At 63.1% G+C, this 17332-nt stretch carries 18 protein-coding genes and 1 tRNA gene; 5 read left to right on the forward strand and 14 right to left on the reverse strand.

Annotated features, from left to right (window positions below; all coding sequences use genetic code 11):
• Nucleotides 1-104: 104 nt before the first annotated feature.
• The 4 genes from MKZ91_RS15140 to MKZ91_RS15155 all read right to left on the reverse strand — a co-directional run bounded on the left by MKZ91_RS15140 (nt 105) and on the right by MKZ91_RS15155 (nt 2548).
• Entirely contained in the window at nt 105-533 is a 429-nt protein-coding gene (locus MKZ91_RS15140; protein WP_336171795.1) for a DUF1178 family protein, read from the reverse strand.
• On the reverse strand, nt 530-1387 hold the full coding sequence (locus MKZ91_RS15145; RefSeq protein WP_336171796.1) for a carbon-nitrogen hydrolase family protein: 858 nt from the start codon (nt 1385-1387) through the stop codon (nt 530-532). Before MKZ91_RS15145 ends, MKZ91_RS15140 begins: the two co-directional genes overlap by 4 nt.
• An 88-nt stretch (nt 1388-1475) precedes the next feature.
• Nucleotides 1476-1733, reverse strand: a complete 258-nt coding sequence (gene grxC / locus MKZ91_RS15150; RefSeq protein ID WP_336171797.1) for a glutaredoxin 3 — start codon at nt 1731-1733, stop codon at nt 1476-1478.
• Nucleotides 1734-1780: 47 nt separating this feature from the next.
• Nucleotides 1781-2548 (reverse strand): ComF family protein, encoded by a 768-nt coding sequence (locus tag MKZ91_RS15155; RefSeq protein ID WP_336171798.1) that lies wholly within the window; start codon nt 2546-2548, stop codon nt 1781-1783.
• 57 nt (nt 2549-2605) lie between these two features.
• Between MKZ91_RS15155 and MKZ91_RS15160 the strand changes: the two genes are divergently transcribed.
• Complete coding sequence (locus MKZ91_RS15160; RefSeq protein ID WP_336171800.1) at nt 2606-3484, forward strand: methyltransferase domain-containing protein; 879 nt, start codon at nt 2606-2608, stop codon at nt 3482-3484.
• Between the two features lie 24 nt (nt 3485-3508).
• Here the strand turns inward: MKZ91_RS15160 and MKZ91_RS15165 are convergent, their stop codons facing one another.
• The 6 genes from MKZ91_RS15165 to MKZ91_RS15190 form a co-directional block, all read right to left on the reverse strand.
• Nucleotides 3509-3676, reverse strand: a complete 168-nt coding sequence (locus tag MKZ91_RS15165; RefSeq protein WP_336171802.1) for a Flp family type IVb pilin — start codon at nt 3674-3676, stop codon at nt 3509-3511.
• Nucleotides 3677-3744: 68 nt separating this feature from the next.
• On the reverse strand, nt 3745-4065 hold the full coding sequence (locus MKZ91_RS15170; protein WP_336171803.1) for a hypothetical protein: 321 nt from the start codon (nt 4063-4065) through the stop codon (nt 3745-3747).
• Between the two features lie 179 nt (nt 4066-4244).
• Nucleotides 4245-4658, reverse strand: a complete 414-nt coding sequence (gene mutT, locus MKZ91_RS15175) for an 8-oxo-dGTP diphosphatase MutT (RefSeq protein WP_336171804.1) — start codon at nt 4656-4658, stop codon at nt 4245-4247.
• Nucleotides 4659-4660: 2 nt separating this feature from the next.
• The gene (locus MKZ91_RS15180; RefSeq protein WP_442892289.1) at nt 4661-5476 is read right to left on the reverse strand and encodes a GNAT family N-acetyltransferase; all 816 of its coding nucleotides are present in this window, start codon (nt 5474-5476) and stop codon (nt 4661-4663) included.
• Nucleotides 5477-5534: 58 nt separating this feature from the next.
• Nucleotides 5535-6776, reverse strand: a complete 1242-nt coding sequence (gene argJ / locus MKZ91_RS15185; protein WP_336171805.1) for a bifunctional glutamate N-acetyltransferase/amino-acid acetyltransferase ArgJ — start codon at nt 6774-6776, stop codon at nt 5535-5537.
• 185 nt (nt 6777-6961) lie between these two features.
• Nucleotides 6962-7819, reverse strand: a complete 858-nt coding sequence (locus MKZ91_RS15190; protein ID WP_336171806.1) for a peptidylprolyl isomerase — start codon at nt 7817-7819, stop codon at nt 6962-6964.
• Nucleotides 7820-8063: 244 nt separating this feature from the next.
• Here MKZ91_RS15190 and secA point away from each other — a divergent pair, with 244 nt between their 5' ends.
• Nucleotides 8064-10772 (forward strand): preprotein translocase subunit SecA, encoded by a 2709-nt coding sequence (gene secA, locus MKZ91_RS15195; protein WP_336171807.1) that lies wholly within the window; start codon nt 8064-8066, stop codon nt 10770-10772.
• A gap of 94 nt (nt 10773-10866) precedes the next feature.
• Here the strand turns inward: secA and MKZ91_RS15200 are convergent, their stop codons facing one another.
• Nucleotides 10867-11349, reverse strand: coding sequence for a Clp protease N-terminal domain-containing protein (locus MKZ91_RS15200; protein WP_336171808.1), 483 nt, complete (start codon nt 11347-11349; stop codon nt 10867-10869).
• A gap of 43 nt (nt 11350-11392) precedes the next feature.
• Nucleotides 11393-11614 carry a hypothetical protein gene (locus MKZ91_RS15205; protein ID WP_336171809.1) on the reverse strand — a complete coding sequence of 74 codons (222 nt, stop codon included), beginning with the start codon at nt 11612-11614 and terminating at the stop codon, nt 11393-11395.
• A 184-nt stretch (nt 11615-11798) separates the two neighbouring features.
• Between MKZ91_RS15205 and MKZ91_RS15210 the strand changes: the two genes are divergently transcribed.
• Entirely contained in the window at nt 11799-13217 is a 1419-nt protein-coding gene (locus MKZ91_RS15210; RefSeq protein WP_336171810.1) for a lipopolysaccharide biosynthesis protein, read from the forward strand.
• On the forward strand, nt 13214-14488 hold the full coding sequence (locus MKZ91_RS15215; protein WP_336171811.1) for a GNAT family N-acetyltransferase: 1275 nt from the start codon (nt 13214-13216) through the stop codon (nt 14486-14488). The genes MKZ91_RS15210 and MKZ91_RS15215 overlap by 4 nt, the downstream gene beginning before the upstream one ends.
• A 93-nt stretch (nt 14489-14581) precedes the next feature.
• On the opposite strand, the gene MKZ91_RS15220 is transcribed toward MKZ91_RS15215, so the two are convergent.
• Together MKZ91_RS15220 and MKZ91_RS15225 are read right to left on the reverse strand one after the other, a co-directional pair.
• Nucleotides 14582-16243, reverse strand: a complete 1662-nt coding sequence (locus MKZ91_RS15220) for an AMP-binding protein (protein ID WP_336171813.1) — start codon at nt 16241-16243, stop codon at nt 14582-14584.
• A 146-nt stretch (nt 16244-16389) separates the two neighbouring features.
• Nucleotides 16390-16474: transfer RNA gene (locus MKZ91_RS15225), tRNA-Leu, on the reverse strand.
• 210 nt (nt 16475-16684) lie between these two features.
• Here MKZ91_RS15225 and MKZ91_RS15230 point away from each other — a divergent pair.
• Nucleotides 16685-17197: a disulfide bond formation protein B gene (locus MKZ91_RS15230; protein WP_336171814.1), complete on the forward strand. Its 513-nt coding sequence runs from the start codon at nt 16685-16687 to the stop codon at nt 17195-17197.
• Nucleotides 17198-17332: the final 135 nt, after the last annotated feature.

Consider the following 17332-nt stretch of genomic DNA (forward strand, 5'->3'; position numbering starts at 1 on the left):
AAACACTCCCTGCAAATCCGGGAGATGGGTAGCAAGGCCTTGTTTTTAAAGCGTCGACGGGGAATTTTGCGCAGTAAGGGCGATCGGTGTTCGACGCCTGGCCGTCAGTTGACGTCGTCCGGCAGGATCGGCAGCGGCGCAACCGCGATGCCTTCTTCCAGAAGCGCTACCGCCTCGTCCGCCGTCGCCTTGCCGATCAGGCCGCGTTCTTCCGCTTCGCCATAGTGGATCTTGCGCGCCTCCTCCGGAAAGCGCTCGCCGACGTCCTCGGCGTTCTCGCGCACGGTTTTCACCAGCTCGCGGATCTTGGCGATCGTTTCCTTCTGCGCCTGATCCATGATCACCGCGCGGGTCGCTTCCTTCTTGCGTGCGGTGGCAACGGATGGCGCCATCAGTTGCTTGGCAACGGACGCGGAGTTGCAGGTCGGGCAGGAAACCAGCTTGCGTTCGACCTGTCGGTCGAAATCGTCACTCGACGAGAACCAGCCTTCGAACGAATGGCCGTTGTCGCAGGAAAGCGTATAGCGGATCACGCGGCGACGCCTCCCTTCCCGTTGACCGCCACTTCATCGAGCACGAAACTGCGGGCATTCCTAAGATTGGGTATTTTAGCCCGCGCCGAATGCACGGCGGCCACGTCGATCTCGGCAAGCACGATGGCCTCGCCGGTCGGGCCGGCCGAGGCAAGCACCCTGCCCCACGGATCGACGATCATCGAATGGCCGAAGGTCTCGCGTCCATCCTCATGGGTGCCGCCCTGGGCAGCAGCAATGACGAAGAGACCGTTCTCGATCGCCCGGGCGCGCAGAAGGATTTCCCAATGCGCTTCTCCGGTCTGGCGCGTGAAGGCTGCTGGGATCGACATGATCTCCGCGCCGGCAACCGCCTGCTGCCGGAACAGCTCCGGAAAGCGCACGTCGTAGCAGATGGTGAAACCCAGCTTGCCGAAATCGAGATCGGCGATGCGGGCGTTACTGCCGGGCTGATAGGCAGAGCTTTCACGCCAGCTTTCACCGTTGTCGAGATCGACGTCGAACATGTGGATCTTGTCGTAGTGGCAGATCTTGCTTCCGTCAGGCCCAAAGAGCAGGCCGCGATTGGCGATCTTGCCGTCATCAACGGCGATAGGCGTCGAACCGACATGGACATAGATGCCAAGTTCACCGGCAAGTCTTGCCGCTTCGCTGGCGATGATGTCGTTCGCTTCGTCCCTGAGGATTGCCCGCAGTGTCGCGCGGTCGCGCTGCAGCGCGCCGGTCATCTCGGGCGTCTGGACATAGGCCGCGCCTTCCGCCGCAGCTTCGCGTACCAGCCGAACCATGGTCTCCGCGTTCTTGCGCGGGTCGACGCCGGAACACATCTGAATGGCCGCAGCCTTGAAGGTCATCTTCGCCCAACTCCTGGCACGTGCAAGTGACGAGCGGGACGCCATGCTCGCACTAGTCGCATTCCTGCAATTCCGTGTTCACTGCGCTTCAGGCAGCCAGCAGCGCGTCGAGCTTGCCGGCGCGTTCCAGTGCGTGCAGGTCGTCACAGCCGCCGACATGGATGTCGTTGATGAAGATCTGCGGGAACGTCGAGCCGCCCTGGGCCTTTTCGATCATCACCTGCCGCACCTTGGGGTCATAGGTCGCATCGTGCTCGAGGAAGGGTACACCCTTGGTTTCAAGTAGTTTCTTGGCGGCCGAACAATAGCCGCAGAACTGACGCGTATAAATTACGACCGAAGCCATGATCCTGAAACGCTCCTTCGCCGGCCACCATGCCGGACATCTGATTGTCATATAAGACCGGAGATGGCTCTTGCAAAGGTTAAAACCGTAACCTGCCCGGCCCCGGCGCGCTTCAGCGCCCGGGTGGCGGCAGAGACGGTTGCGCCGGTCGTATAGACATCATCGACCAGCACGATGCGTTTCCCCTCAAGATCCGTCTTGCCACGCTCCGAAACGGCAAACGCACCGCGGACATTGTCCTCGCGCGCCTGCCGGGCAAGGCCGACCTGACGGCTGGTACGACGAACGCGCTTGAGAACATTGGGGTGATAGGGCTTGCCGGAAAGCTGGGCGATGGCGCGCGCCAGTTCTGCCGACTGGTTGAACCGCCGCCCCCAGAGCCGAAACGCATGCAATGGCACGGGCACGATCGCCTCTGCCGAGGCGACGGCACCATCGCTTGCGCGGATCATCCACTCCGCCAACATCGGCGCGAGATCGGTGCGGTCACGGTACTTCAGCCCGTGCACCAGATCGCGGGCGATGCCCTCGTGGATCGCAACGGATCGCAGACGGTCGAAAGCCGGCGGGTGGGCGATCGCCTCGGGAGAAACGGAGCCTGGGCCGTGATCGAACGAAAACGGCGTTCCGAGAATGTCGCAATAGGGGCGTTCGATCAGTGGCAGCGTCGACCAGCAGCCGGCGCAGACTGCCCGATGTCGACCGACCAGCCGGCCGCAGCCGCAACATAGCGGCGGGTAGACGAGATCAACGGCGCCGGAAACAAGCTGCCGCAAGGCCCGTGTCCACCCTTCCTGCGGAATAAGCGCTTTCATCCGGTTGACTTTGTTCCTGCAAGGGTTTCTTTGCTGGCCGTTCGCGGAGAGAGTATCGTGGAAAAAATCTTTGACCAGAGCCTCGTCGAGGCGCACCGGGCAAGGGCCCTCAACAACGCGGATCCGAAAGCCGGCTTCCTGCTCGACATCGTCGCCGAGGAGCTTGCCGAACGCGTCACCGTGGTCGAGCGCCAATTCGAGCGCGCTGTGGAGCTGCACGGCTACACCGGCCAGACCGCAGTGCAACTTGCAGCAACGGGCAAGGTGGGCACGATCGAGCGCGTGGAGACGGACGCGCGTTTCGGCACCGAGAACGCGCCGGTGACGGTCGCCTCGCTTGAAGAGGTGCCTGTCGAGCCAGACAGCGTCAATCTCGTCGTGTCGCCGCTCTCCCTGCACCTGACCAACGATACGCCGGGTGCCTTCATCCAGGTGCAGCGGGCGCTGAAGCCCGACGGCCTTTTCCTCGCCGCCATTCCGGGCAGCGGCACGCTGCAGGAATTGCGCGAAGCGCTGCTGGCTGCGGAAGCCGAGCTGACCGGCGGAGCGAGCCCGCGCGTCATTCCGTTTGCCGACGTCCGCGACATCGGCGCGCTGCTGCAACGAGCGGGTTTTGCGCTGCCGGTCACCGATACCGAGACCTACACGGTTCGCTACGATTCGCTGTTCGCGCTGATCCGCGACCTGCGCGCCATGGGTATGACCAGCCCGCTTGCCGCACGCAGCCGCGTCCCGGTCTCGCGCCGCTTCTTCCTGAGGGCAGCCGAAATCTATGCCGAACGCTTCTCCGACCCGGACGGCCGCGTTCGCGCGACATTCTCGATCATTTATCTGTCCGGATGGGCGCCACACGAAAGCCAGCAGAAGCCATTGAAACCGGGCTCGGCGAAGCAGCGGCTGTCAGCGGCCCTCGGCACGAAAGAACAGCCGCTTTAACCCGACGTTGCTTTTGGTCAGAACTCAGGCCCCTACGACGGCCGTCGCAACGGCGTTGTAGAGTGCACTGAGGACGCCGCCGATCTGCTCAGCCCCCAGGATCAGGCTGAGGGAGACGAGAGCAGCGATGAGCGCATACTCGATGGCGATGCCTGCATGTGTGTCGCGAAGGAAGCGTCTCAGCTTGTCCATGCATCCCCAGTCCGGTTCGTGTTCAATCCGAAACGAACGTCAGCACCGGAGAACCGATGGCGTTCAGTTCAGCATCCGCTCTTTCGGCCATCCGCATCGATGATGCAGACCGCCCCGGGCATTTCCTGCAGCACGCTGCGCCGTACCGTGTAGCGCTTGGTGGTCCCGTTCGAAGGGATCGAGCCGGTGGAGATGTTGTCGTAATCGACGGGCGTATTCGCCATGATGCGCTTGTCGGTCTTGGAAGACAGCATCGGCGTCAGGATCAGCGTCAGCGCGATGACCGCCGTTCCGAACAACAGCGACAGATTGAGCACACCCGTCCGGCGGGACTGGCTCGTCACCAGGTCCTTTTCCTGAACCGTGCTCCAGAAATCGTCGTCCACCATCCCAGCCTCGCAAACGCATGAAAGCAGCGAACGCAAGCGCCCTTCCCAAGCTTCGTTCTGCCGCATTGCCTGAAATCGGCACGCCGTTCGCAAACGATACGTACCGAAACTGTATTGGGGCTATCTTTGCGCGAGGGAGATAAACGATCGATTAATAATCAATCAGTTTTCGGGTAGGTTCAGAGCAAATCCATGAGAAACGGGATCAGCGGTTCGTCTGCCGGCGGCATCGGGTAGTCGCGCAGGGCCTTCGGCCGTACCCATTTGATCGCCTGCCCCTCGCGACCGGTCGCAACGCCCTCGTAGCGTCGGCAGACATAGAGCGGCATCAGCAGATGAAAATCGTCGTAGCTGTGGCTGGCAAAGGTGAGCGGCGCGAGGCAGGCAACCTTGGTGCGGATGCCCAGTTCCTCGTCCAGTTCGCGGATCAGTGTTTCCTCCGGCGTTTCGCCGGCTTCCACCTTGCCGCCCGGAAACTCCCAGAGACCCGCGAGCGACTTTCCCTGCGGCCGCTGGGCCAGAAGGATACGCCCGTCGCTGTCGACCAGCGCGCAGGCAGCGACGAGGACGATCTTCTTTCCGTTGACGTCCATGTTCAGGCCTCAGGCGTTCTGTAGATGTAGCTGTAGACTTCCGAGAAGCCGGCGCCGCGATAAAGGGCGACGGCGGCAGCGTTGTCGGCCTCGACCTGCAACCAGGCCTTCTTGGCGCCGCGCAGGCGCGCCCATCGCAGGCAGACGTCGAGCATGGCCTTGCCGACGCCCTGGTTGCGAACCCGCTCGTCGACGGCAAACTGCATGATACCGGCGAGATCGTTGTCCTGCACCACAAGCGCCACGGCCGTCGGTCCGGTCTCGGCATCCTCGAACAGGAACAGGCCGCTTTCTGGCCTGATCGCATTGATGATCTCGGCGAGCGCTGCCTTTTTCTTCGGATCGTTCTTGCCGATGCCAATGCAGGCGTCGACGAAGCGGCCGACATCCTTGATCGGCAGGTGGTCGATACCATCGCCGAACTCACGCTCTGCAATATCGGCCGTCATCACCAGGCTGCGGCTGAACGCCGTCCAGCCCTCGGCATCCATGTGCGCAACGAGCTGCGGCGGTGTCAGCGGCGTCTGGCGCACGGTCAGCGGCCGGCCGTAGTCAGCAAAGCGCTTGGCGGCCTTTTCGAGCCGAACCGGAATGTCGCGGTAGTCGGACGGATCGAGCGGATTGACGGAGTTGAGGCGTTTGGAGTCATGCCCCGCATTAAGCCGGACCAGCCAGCTACCATCATACTGCACCGAAGCTGCCGGCCAGGCGCGAAAGCCCACAGCCTCAAGACGCCGCACGCTCGGCAGATCCACCATCGCCACTTCCCCAGCTTCGGCCGCAACATCCGCTGCTGGCCGAGTATCACTCGATGTCATCTTGCTACCTCTGGTCAGCCCGGATCACCAGGCTGATTGCAATCGTCAGACTGGAGCATCAGCTCCGGTAGTCGCCGTTGATCTCGACATATTCCTTGGTCAGGTCGCAGGTATAGACCGTGGCACGACCGGAACCGAGGCCGATCTCGACGCGGATCGTTATGTCCTCTTCCTTCATGACGGCGGTGGCGGCGGCCTCCGAGTAGGAGGCGTCGCGTTCGCCCTCGACAGCGACGCGGACATCGCCGAACCAGATGGCCAGCCGGTCGCGCTCGGCCATCTCGCCGGACTTGCCGACGGCCATGACCACGCGGCCCCAGTTGGCGTCTTCGCCGGCAACGGCGGTCTTGACCAACGGCGAGTTGGCGATCGAAAGCGCAATGCGCTTGGCAGCCGCGTCGTTTTCCGCGCCTTCAATGGTGACTTCGACCATCTTGCGCGCGCCTTCACCGTCTCGCACCACCTGCAGCGCGAGATCACGCAGCAGATCGTTCAGCGCCAGGCGGAAGCCTTCGAGCCGCGGATCGGCCGCATCGGAAACGGCCTGTTGGCCGTCCGCTGCCGCAGCGCCCGTCGCAAAGAGCATCAGCGTGTCGGAGGTCGAAGTATCGCTGTCGACCGTGACCGCGTTGAAGGTCGGACCGACGCCGGCCGAAAGCAGCGCCTGCAGCGCCGCAGGGGCGATGTCGGCATCGGTAACGACGAAGGAAAGCATCGTCGCCATGTCGGGCGCGATCATGCCGGCACCCTTGGCGATGCCGTTGATCGTCACCTTGACGCCGCCGATCTCGGCCGAGCGGGTCGCGACCTTCGGATAGGTATCCGTCGTCATGATCGCCTTGGCGGCTTCGAACCAGAAGTCTTCCGTCCCGCCTGTCGCGAGATTGTCGAGTACGCCTGCAAACTTGGTGGCATCGAGCGGCTCGCCGATGACGCCGGTCGAAGCAAGAAATACTTCGCTCTCAGCGCAACCCACTGCCTTTGCCGCGGACTTCGCAGTCAGCTGCGTCGCCTCGCGGCCCTTCTTGCCGGTGAAGGCATTGGCGTTGCCGGAATTGACGACGACGGCACGGGCCACGCCGCCGGAGAGGTTTTTGCGGCAGAAATCGACCGGAGCCGAAGGGCACTTGGACCGGGTGAAGACACCAGCCACGGCGGCCGGCCGGTCGAACACCATCATCAACACGTCTGTACGGTTCTTGTACTTGATGCCGGCGGCAGCGGTTGCCATGCGGACACCGCGAACGGAAGGCATTTCGGCGAAGGTTTTCGGAGCGAGCGGAGAAACGGAGCCGGACATGGGAAACCTGCTGTGACGAGATTGGATCTAAAGTGGGACGAAGAAAACTGCGCGGCTTTCCGCCTTCGTCCCGCTACGACTTCATACCGCGATCTTGCGACAAATGCCCGAACGGTTTTCACCGCCGGGCATCGACAAAAAGCGGTAATGGCAGGTCCCGCCTGAGGCAGGACCTGTCAATCGGATTACTTGGCTTCCTGCGCCTTGTTGGCCTCGTCATAGGCCTTCTTCAGCGCTGGATCGGAGATCTCGACGCCCGTGCCCTTCTTGGCAGCGGCAAGCAGCTCAACGTACTTGTCGCGCATGACGAGCTGACGGACCTGCGGCTCGACCTGCTCGAACGGCGGCGGGGTCTGCGGACGCTTGTCTTCGACCAGGATCACGTGGTAGCCGAACTGCGTCTTGACCGGGGTCTTGGTGTAGGCGCCCTTGTCGAGCGTGAACACGACCGCTTCGAACTCCGGCACCATGCGACCCTTGGTGAAATAGCCGAGGTCACCACCGTCATCCTTGTTCGGATCAGACGACTTCGCCTTGGCGAGCTCGATGAAGCTCTTGCCCGCGTCGAGTTCCTTGATGATTTCCTTGGCCTCATCCTCGGTCTTCACCAGGATATGACGCGCCTTGACCTCTTCCTGCACCGGGATCGCAGCGATCTCCTTGTCGTAGCGCGCCTTCACCTCTTCCTTGGTGATCGCGTCGACGACGTGCTTCTTGAAGTAGGCATTGTGCAGTTCGCGCTCGGTCAGGTATGCGACGCGCTGCTTGAAGGTTGCATCGTCCTGCAGGCCTTCCTTCTCCGCCGTGCTCGACAGCAGCTTGACGTCGATGATGGCCGAGAGCGCTGCGGCGCGCTTCTGTTCTTCCGGCATCTGCTGCAGCTGCGGATCGAGGCCCCCAAGCGCGAGGTTGAGCTCGGACTGACGCACTTCCTCGCCGCCAACCTTGGCGACCACCGGATCGGCGTCTTCCGCCCGCGCCGCACCGTGAACGGCAATTGCCGCAACCAGTGCCGCAGCGGCCAGGGTTTTCAACTTGGACATGCTCACTAACCTTTCACATTGGCCTTTGGCGCAATTGCCTCCGGCTCGTCGCGGCTGCACACCACCAGAATGTGGCGGTTCTGTAGCCGTCCGGCAGCGCAAGTGCGTTGACATAATTCGACCCCCCTCTTATCTGTCACGCAACCTCGCGTCCAGAACAGTTTCCGGGCGTTTCACGGCATTGCGCGGTTTTTCACGGCGCGGCCATGAGACCCGTGGCAACACAAAAGAAAGGACCATTCGTATGGTCAGTCTCGGCGGCCTAGCCCGCAAGTTGTTTGGTTCCGCCAATGATCGTCGCGTGCGCGGCTACAAGGCTCGGGTGGACGCCATCAACGCTCTTGAAGCCGACATGAAGGCCCTGTCGGATGAGGCACTCGCCGCCAAGACCGTCGAATTTCGTCAGCAGCTTGCCGATGGCAAGACCCTCGACGACCTTCTGGTTCCCGCCTTTGCCGTTGCCCGCGAGGCCGCCCGCCGCGTGCTTGGTCTGCGTCCGTTCGACGTCCAGCTGATCGGCGGCATGATCCTGCACGAACGCGCGATCGCCGAAATGAAGACCGGTGAAGGCAAAACGCTGGTCGCGACCCTGCCCGTCTATCTGAATGCGCTTGCGAGCAAGGGCGTACACGTCGTCACCGTCAACGACTACCTCGCCCAACGCGACGCCGGCACCATGGGCCGCGTCTATGGCTTCCTCGGCATGACCACCGGCGTCATCGTCCACGGCCTGACGGACGAGCAGCGCCGCGACGCCTATGCCTGCGACATCACCTACGCGACCAACAACGAGCTCGGCTTCGACTATCTGCGCGACAACATGAAGTATGAGCGCGCGCAGATGGTGCAGCGCGGCCACTTCTTCGCCATCGTCGACGAGGTGGACTCGATCCTGGTCGACGAAGCGCGCACGCCGCTGATCATTTCCGGCCCGCTCGACGACCGTTCCGATCTCTACAACACGATCAACGAATTCATCCCGCTGCTTGCGCCCGAAGATTACGAAATCGACGAGAAGCAGCGCTCGGCCAACTTCTCGGAAGACGGCACGGAGAAGCTCGAAAACCTGCTGCGTCAGGCGGGCCTGTTGAAGGGTGAATCGCTCTACGACATCGAAAACGTCGCGATCGTCCACCACGTGAACAATGCGCTGAAGGCCCACAAGCTCTTCACCCGCGACAAGGACTACATCGTCAGGAATGGCGAGATCGTCATCATCGACGAATTCACCGGCCGCATGATGCCGGGCCGCCGCTACTCCGAAGGCCAGCACCAGGCACTCGAAGCCAAGGAAAAGGTGCAGATCCAGCCCGAGAACCAGACGCTCGCCTCGATCACCTTCCAGAACTACTTCCGCATGTATTCCAAGCTCGGCGGCATGACCGGTACTGCCTCCACCGAAGCGGAAGAGTTCGGCAACATCTACGGGCTTGAAGTGGTCGAAGTGCCGACCAACCTGCCGATCAAGCGTATCGACGAGGACGACGAGGTCTATCGGACGCAGGGCGAGAAGCTCAAGGCCATCATCGACGAGATCAAGTCGGCGCATGAGCGCGGCCAGCCGATGCTGGTCGGTACGACGTCGATCGAAAAGTCAGAGCAGCTCGCCGAGCTGCTCAAGAAGTCGGGTTTCAACAACTTCCAGGTTCTGAACGCCCGTTACCACGAACAGGAAGCCTTTATCGTTGCCCAGGCCGGCGTGCCGGGTGCGGTCACGATCGCGACCAACATGGCTGGTCGCGGTACCGACATCCAGCTCGGCGGCAACCTTGACATGCGCATCCAGCAGGAACTCTCGGACGTCGAGGCCGGCCCGGAACGCGACGCCCGCATCGAGGCAATCCGCGCCGAAGTCCAGAAGCTGAAGGAAACGGCGCTCGCCGCCGGCGGCCTCTACGTTCTTGCCACCGAACGTCACGAAAGCCGCCGCATCGACAACCAGCTTCGCGGCCGCTCCGGCCGCCAGGGAGATCCGGGTCGCTCCAAGTTCTACCTGTCGCTTCAGGACGACCTGATGCGCATCTTCGGCTCCGACCGCATGGACAGCATGCTGCAGAAGCTGGGGCTGAAGGAAGGCGAGGCGATCGTCCATCCCTGGATCAACAAGGCGCTCGAACGCGCCCAGAAGAAGGTCGAGGCGCGTAACTTCGATATCCGCAAGAACCTCCTGAAGTACGACGACGTTCTCAACGATCAGCGCAAGGTGATCTTCGAGCAGCGCATCGAGCTGATGGATGCCGATAGCGTTACCGAAACCGTCACCGACATGCGCACCGAAGTCGTCGAGGACATGGTCAGCAAGCGCATTCCCGAGAAGGCCTATGCCGAGCAGTGGGATGTTGCGGGCCTCAAGGCCGACGTGCAGCAGTACCTCAACCTCGACCTGCCGGTCGAAGCGTGGGCTGCCGAGGAAGGCATCGACGAGGCCGATATCCTCGAGCGTGTCTCTGCCGCCGCCGAGAAGGAAGCCGCCGACCGCGCCGAGCGTTTCGGCCCGGAGATCATGCAGTATGTCGAACGTTCGGTCGTGCTGCAGACGCTCGACCATCTGTGGCGCGAGCATATCGTCAATCTCGATCACCTGCGCTCCGTCATTGGCTTCCGCGGCTACGCCCAGCGCGACCCGCTGCAGGAATACAAGTCCGAAGCCTTCGAGCTGTTCCAGGCCCTGCTCGGCAATCTGCGCCAGGCGGTGACCGCACAGCTCATGCGCGTCGAACTGGTGCGCGAGGCAGCCGAAGCACCGCAACCGGCGCCGCCTGTCATGCACGGCCACCACATCGATCCGCTGACCGGCGAAGACGATTTCGGCGGCGGAACGCTGCTGGCGGCACCGCCGGTGCAGCGCGACGCGACCAACCCATTGTCCTGGGGCAAGGTCTCGCGCAACGAGCTCTGCCCCTGCGGCTCCGGCAAGAAGTACAAGCACTGCCACGGCATCTACGAAGCCTGAGCAGCGCGAAGGAAACGCGACGGCCCTGCCGGCGCCCTTTCTCAACCGGAAAATGCCGCCGTCGTGGCGGCATTTTTTGTTTTCAAAGCCGTCCTTAGCGATCGAACGCCTTCGCGTGACCGGTTTCAGCTATCGCATCGGCTGCCGATTTCAGGGCGACGGCATCGACGCCCGAGGCGCGGAGCGCCCGCGCCGCCACACCATGCGACATGCCCGCGACAATTCCGACGACATGCGCACCGAGCAGCGGGCTGTGGTCCCTGCGGGCTGCCGCCAGTTCCTGCATGATTTCCTGGCCCGAGGGGGCAGCCTGATAGACGCCCGCATTTGCCGACATCGGCGTATCGGCCGGCATATCCGCGTTCAGACCGATCGAGCGAAGGGCATTGTCATATTGCCGTTCGATCGCCGCTCTGAGCGCGTCAGGCTTAACACCTACCCGTTCGAAGGCGAGACGCGCGGTACCATCCGGCAGATCGAGCGCGGCCAAGAGGAAGTGTTCGGCCCCGGGTTCCCGCTGCTGATCTTGCAGAGCGTGGGCTTCCGCCCGCTCGCAGAGAAGCTTGATGGTGCTCATGTCATGGAGCTTCGATTTTATTCCTTGGAACATCGCAATCCCCTTATGTGGAACTGTTGTCTGCGGCCACGTCCGATAGTCGCTTGTGGGCCGCCTGTTTGGTGATCCCGAGGGCTTGGGCAATCCTGGACCAGGACCAGCCCTGGCGCAGGGCTGAAGACACCGCCTGGCGCTCTATCTTGTCGGCCAGTCGGCGCAGAGCGACGACAGCGGCAAGAGCCTCGTCGGGATCGGTCGGAACGGTAATGTCGTGCAGGTCGACCATGCGTCAACTTTAGTTGACGATACCGGCAACGTCAACAAAAGTTGACGGCGACTGGAGCCTGCCGACACTGTCCCCAATCGGTATGGTTGCCCCCGTTCGTTACAACCGCGTTGAACCCTTTGTTAACGCTGTTCTGGCAGTACTGAGACCCTGTATTGCGTAATCTCAGGGTGTCCTCGTGTTCATGGCGGTATGTCAAACGGCCGGACGAATCCTGCCGTCGGCGCTGAGACACCACGTCTGTGCGCTGATCGGCGGGCTCGTCGCCATTCTGACCGGTTCCGACATCAAGAGCACCGCGCGCCGCATGGCGCTGGTCGCTTTCACCATCCGCATCGTCAGCGCGGCCATCGCCTTCCTGTCGCAGATCATCCTGGCCCGGCTGATGGGCGAGTTCGAATACGGCATCTTCGTCTTCGTCTGGGTCCTCGTCATTCTCTTCGGCAGCCTCTCCTGCGTCGGCTTCCATTCCGTCGTGATCCGTTTCCTGCCGGAGTACCAGGCAACGGCAGCCATGGACGAGATCCGCGGCGTGACAACGACGGTGCGCGTCTTCGCGCTTAGCTCCGCAACCACCGTTGCCGTCATCGGCCTTGCCGGTCTCTGGCTCTTCGGAGCCCATATCGAAGCCTATTATCTCGTACCGCTTTATCTCGGCCTCTTCACCCTGCCGATGATATCGCTCGGCGATGTCATGGACGGAACGTCCAGGGCCCACGGCTGGGCGGTCTCTGCCATGAGCCCGACCTTCATCATTCGGCCGATCCTCGTTCTCGTCTTCATGGTTCTGGCGGTCACGGCGGGCGCCGCGCACACGGCACAGACCGCGATGATTGCCGCCATGGCCGCGGCCTATGTGACAACCGTCTCGCAGTTCCTTGTGCTGACTTACCGGCTTCGTTCGCGCTACCTGCCCGGCCCGCGGCGCATCGAGCTTCGTCGCTGGCTCAGGGTCTCGGTCCCCGTCTTCATGGTCGATGGCTTCGGCTTCCTCTTGACCAATTCCGACGTGGTGATCGTCGGCCTTTATCTCGACCCCGCACACGTCGCGATCTATTTCGCCGCCGCCAAGACCATGGCGCTCGTCCATTTCGTCATGTTCGCCGTCAAGGCCGCGGCCGGCCCGCGCGTCGCAAACGCCATGGCCCGTGACCCCAGGCAGATCCCTGCCATTGCGATCGAAAGCGCGCGCTGGGCTTTCTGGCCATCCCTGCTGCTGGGCACGCTCGTCCTTTTGGCTGGTCCGTTCCTGCTGTCGCTGTTCGGACCCGCCTTCGTCACCGGCTTACCGCTCATGATGATCCTGTTTGCGGGCATCCTCGCCAAGGCCTTCGTCGGTCCGGCCGAAACGCTTCTGACGATGGCGGGCCAGCAGACGCTTTGCGTCATTCTCTATGCCGGCGCTTTGCTCGCCAACATTGCACTCAACTTTAGCCTCATCCCTCTTTTCGGACTGAACGGTGCTGCTTTTGCAACCGCTGGTGCTATGTTCGTCGAGGCGATGCTGCTGCACATCGCCGTCCGGCGTACCTTCGGCTTCGCGCTCTTTGCCTTCGCAAGTGCCCGGGCCGGCAACGATAACAACGGGGCTGTCCATCCATGATCGGCAATACCAATCTTCCGAGCGATGCAAACAGCCGGGCCGCACGGGTTCTGGGCGGTCTGGCGCAAGCCGGTGACAGCGGACCGACCGCCGAGCATTTGATCGAGGTCGGCCGCCCCGGGCGCCATCTTGCCATCTACCCGGCCAAGGCCGGCTACGAGTTGCAGCGCGAATTGGACTTCCTGTCGAACCGTGCGCTCGAGCCCAATGTCTTTTTCACCGGCCGCTTTCTAGCGCCCGCCATGCCGCGCCTGGAAGAGCGCGTCATTCGGCTCGCGATCATGCGCGACAACGACGAACGCCGCAGCCGTCTGCGCTTCCTGATGCCATTTTCGATCGAGAAGCCCGGCTTCTCCATCGGTGCGCCGATCATCCGCGCCTGGTCGAACCCGTTCGGACCGCTCGGCGTGCCCTTGCTCGACGCCGAGGATGCAGCAGAAACCATCGACAACCTGTTTGAAGCCTTTGCCGCTCCGTCCACCGGCCTGCCCTCGGTGCTCGTGCTGCCGGACATGCGGCTGAACGGCAAGGTCGCGCGCCTTACCCGCGCCGTCGCCATCGGCCGCAACCTGCCGCTGACGGTGACCGACACTTTCAGCCGGCCGATGCTCGAAAGCCTGCTCGACGGCCCGACCTATCTGCGCAATGCCATCAGCCCCGCGCATTTCCGCGAGCTCCGGCGCCAGTGGAACAAGCTGGAAAAAGAGGGACACCTCACCTACTCGGTCGCCCGCCAGCCTGCCGAGGTTCGCTTGCGCATGGAGGAGTTCCTGGCGCTCGAAGCCTCGGGCTGGAAGGGCAAGAGCCGCAGCGCCATGGTGCTCGACCGCTTCCGCGCCGCCTTCGCCCGCGAGGCGATTACCAATCTCGCCGATGGCGACAGCGTGCGCATCCACACGCTCGACCTCGACGGCCGCGCGATTGCCTCGATGGTGGTATTCCTGATGTCCGGCGAGGCCTATACCTGGAAGACCGCCTATGACGAACGCTACGCGAAGTTCTCGCCGGGCAAGCTGCTTTTGGCGGAACTCACCGAATGGCATCTCGACGACGCCAACATCGCCCGCTCCGACTCCTGCGCCGTGCCCGATCACCCGATCATGAGCCGCTTCTGGCAGGAGCGTGAGGAGATGGGCACCATGGTGATCGGTCTGCAGCAGACCCGGGACCGAGAAGTGCGCCAGGTGGCAGCCCAGCTTCACCTCTACCGCAACACCCGCAACATGGCGCGGATCCTGCGCGACAAGATCAAGGCGCTGGCGGGGCGCTAGCGCAACTCCAGGAAAACTGTGGCGTGGCTATCCGTCCGGAGCTGCGCTGTTTTCAACGAGCGAACCCGGCTCCTTGCCAGACGCTGCGGCGCGTCAGAGCGCCGAAGCCTTGACCTCGTCGCCGCGCGCCTCAGCCGCCGCCTGCTCGCGCAGGAACCGTCGGATAACCTTGCCCGAGGTCGTCAGCGGCAGGCTGTCGACGAAGGCGACTTCGCGCGGATACTCGTGCATCGAAAGCCGCGTCTTCACCCAGTCGCGGATCTCCGCGGCCAGCCGCTCGTCCCCCTCGACGCCGGGACGCAAGACGACATAGGCCTTGACGATTTCGGTGCGGACAGGATCCGGCTTGCCGACCACGGCCGCGAGTTGCACGTCCGGATGCCCGGCAAGGCAGTCCTCGATCTCGCCGGGCCCGATGCGATAGCCGGACGAGGTGATGACGTCGTCGTCGCGGCCAAAGAAGGTGAAATAGCCCTCTTCGTCCATCACCCCCTGGTCGCCGGTCGTCATCCAGTCGCCGATGAACTTCTTCTCCGTCGCCGCCTCATTGCCCCAGTAGCCCAGGAACATCACCGGGTCCGGTCGCTTCACCGCCACCTGGCCAACGCTTCCGGGCGGCAATTCCCGGCCTTCGCCGTCGATGATCGCCACCCTATGACCCGGTGCCGCCTTGCCCATCGATCCCGGTTTGAGGACGCCGAGATCGGCGGCTGACGAGAGCACGATGTTGCATTCCGTCTGGCCATAGAACTCGCTGACCTCGAGCCCGAGTGCCGCCTTCGCCCATTCATAGGTCTCGCGGCCGAGGGCCTCGCCGGCCGAACCGATGGTCCTCAGATTGAGCCGGTAGCGCTCGCGCGGGCTCTGCACCGCCTTCATCAGCCTCAGCGCTGTCGGCGGAATGAAGGCATTGCGCACGTCCATTTCCTCGAGGATGCGGAAGGCCGTATGCGGATCGAACTTCTGCGCCGGCGACGACACGACCGGCACGCCGTGCAGCAGCGACGGCAGCAGCGCATTGAGCAGCCCGCCAGCCCAGGCCCAGTCGGCCGGCGTCCACATGCGGTCACCCGGCTGGGGCAGGAAGTGATGGTGGAACTCGAAACCCGGCAGATGGCCGAGCAGCACGCGGTGCCCATGCAGCGCGCCCTTGGGCGGCCCTGTTGTGCCTGAGGTGTAGATCATCAGCGCCGGATCATCCGGGCCGGTATCGGCAGGCACGAAGCCGGTTGGGTCGCCGGACGCAAGGGCTGCAAATGGGGTCGTGCCCGGCTGAGCGTCACCTTCGGCCAGCACCACCAGACGCAGTTCCGGCAGCCGCTCACGGATCGCGGCGATGCGCTCGAAACCGAAGCCATTTGTGACGATTGCCGCAACACCCGCATCGCGCAGCCTGTACTCAAGCGCCTCGACCCCGAAGAGCAACGCCAACGGCAGCGCGATCGCGCCGAGCTTGTAGATCCCCGCATGCGCAATCGCCGCCTCGAAGCCCTGCGGCAACAGGATCGCCACGCGCTCGCCGGGGGTTATACCCTCCCCTGCAAGCCCCTTCGCAAAAGCGGACGACTGCCGGGCGAATTCGCCATAGGTCAGCGACAGATGCGCACCATCGGGATCGAAATGCTGCAGACAGACACGCTCCGGCGCACGCGCAGCCCAGGCGTCACTGACGGCAACGCCGATATTGAACGTCTCCGGAATCTGCCAGCGGAAGGCGCGGTAGAGTTCGTCGTAGGTCTCTATTCTCGGTAACATGACACTGCCATGACAGATTTCTGCTGCAGCGCACCTAACACCTTCACAGGCCGCAATTCAATGACCGGCGCGGCAAGCACTGGTCAAGGCGCGCCCAAGCCGGAATCAACGGCCGCCAATGATGTCTGTGATTTCATGTGGTGTGGTGGTGCCCCATGCCGGGGTCGAACCAGCACTCCTTTCGGAACTCGATTTTGAGTCGAGCGCGTCTACCAATTCCGCCAATGGGGCTCAGGGAAGTGCGATATCAGCGGCTCGGATTTACACGAAGGTTTTCGCCGCGGTCAACCATCATTTTCAGGATGCCGCAATGACAATCACGAAAGCGTGCGGACCTGTCGTGGCGCCCACGATTTACAGCACGGGCGATCCTGCCTAGAAAGGCGCCATCCAGTTTGCACTGCGGCACGGCCCAAAAGACCTGTCGCCCGTGAGGTATGAATGATCGACGCCGCCACCACTTCCCGCCAGCACCTCTTCATCGCCGTTCTCGTGACACTCGGCATGGCGGCAACCGTCGGCGGCGCGCTGGGCTTCGAGCATATCGGCGGCTACATTCCTTGCGCGCTCTGCCTGCTGCAGCGTGATCCCTACTACTGGGGCATTCCGGTCGGCATTCTCGCCATCGTCGCCAGCGCGCTGAAACTGCCCGCCTGGGTGACCCGCCTGCTGCTTGCCATCATCGGCATCCTGATGCTCGTTGGTGCCGGCATGGGCGTCTACCACGCCGGCGCGGAATGGCATTTCTGGGAAGGCCCTTCCACCTGCGCAACGACGGCGCAGGGCGTCTCGTCCAATGTCGGCGACCTGCTCGGCGATCTCGATTCGAAACACGGCCCGTCCTGCACCGAAGCGGCCCTGCGCGTGCTTGGCCTCTCCTTTGCCGGATGGAATGTGATTGCCAGCCTGATCCTTGCGGCGATCGCGTTTCGCGGTGCGGCACGGGCGCGCTGATTGCAAGATCGGCGGGGCAGCAGTTCAAACATCTGGGGTGACCTTGCGCGTCTGAAAGAACGCGCGCCGCTGTAGAGGCCGCAGCGGCACCGGGCTTGCAAAAGCGCACGCACCTATCCCGATCCCGCTCTGGGC

Source organism: Ensifer sp. MJa1, assembly GCF_037026475.1.
In the GTDB taxonomy this organism is placed as follows: Bacteria; Pseudomonadota; Alphaproteobacteria; order Rhizobiales; family Rhizobiaceae; genus Ensifer.

Coding starts and splice junctions, on each gene's coding strand:
- MKZ91_RS15145 (WP_336171796.1), bottom strand. CDS start 1,387: ATGACCTTCAAGGCTGCGGCCATTCAGATGTGTTCCGGCGTCGACCCG.
- grxC (WP_336171797.1), bottom strand. CDS start 1,733: ATGGCTTCGGTCGTAATTTATACGCGTCAGTTCTGCGGCTATTGTTCG.
- MKZ91_RS15155 (WP_336171798.1), bottom strand. CDS start 2,548: ATGAAAGCGCTTATTCCGCAGGAAGGGTGGACACGGGCCTTGCGGCAG.
- MKZ91_RS15165 (WP_336171802.1), bottom strand. CDS start 3,676: ATGGACAAGCTGAGACGCTTCCTTCGCGACACACATGCAGGCATCGCC.
- MKZ91_RS15170 (WP_336171803.1), bottom strand. CDS start 4,065: ATGGTGGACGACGATTTCTGGAGCACGGTTCAGGAAAAGGACCTGGTG.
- mutT (WP_336171804.1), bottom strand. CDS start 4,658: ATGGACGTCAACGGAAAGAAGATCGTCCTCGTCGCTGCCTGCGCGCTG.
- MKZ91_RS15180 (WP_442892289.1), bottom strand. CDS start 5,476: ATGACATCGAGTGATACTCGGCCAGCAGCGGATGTTGCGGCCGAAGCT.
- argJ (WP_336171805.1), bottom strand. CDS start 6,776: ATGTCCGGCTCCGTTTCTCCGCTCGCTCCGAAAACCTTCGCCGAAATG.
- MKZ91_RS15190 (WP_336171806.1), bottom strand. CDS start 7,819: ATGTCCAAGTTGAAAACCCTGGCCGCTGCGGCACTGGTTGCGGCAATT.
- secA (WP_336171807.1), top strand. CDS start 8,064: ATGGTCAGTCTCGGCGGCCTAGCCCGCAAGTTGTTTGGTTCCGCCAAT.
- MKZ91_RS15200 (WP_336171808.1), bottom strand. CDS start 11,349: ATGAGCACCATCAAGCTTCTCTGCGAGCGGGCGGAAGCCCACGCTCTG.
- MKZ91_RS15205 (WP_336171809.1), bottom strand. CDS start 11,614: ATGGTCGACCTGCACGACATTACCGTTCCGACCGATCCCGACGAGGCT.
- MKZ91_RS15210 (WP_336171810.1), top strand. CDS start 11,799: ATGGCGGTATGTCAAACGGCCGGACGAATCCTGCCGTCGGCGCTGAGA.
- MKZ91_RS15215 (WP_336171811.1), top strand. CDS start 13,214: ATGATCGGCAATACCAATCTTCCGAGCGATGCAAACAGCCGGGCCGCA.
- MKZ91_RS15220 (WP_336171813.1), bottom strand. CDS start 16,243: ATGTTACCGAGAATAGAGACCTACGACGAACTCTACCGCGCCTTCCGC.
- MKZ91_RS15230 (WP_336171814.1), top strand. CDS start 16,685: ATGATCGACGCCGCCACCACTTCCCGCCAGCACCTCTTCATCGCCGTT.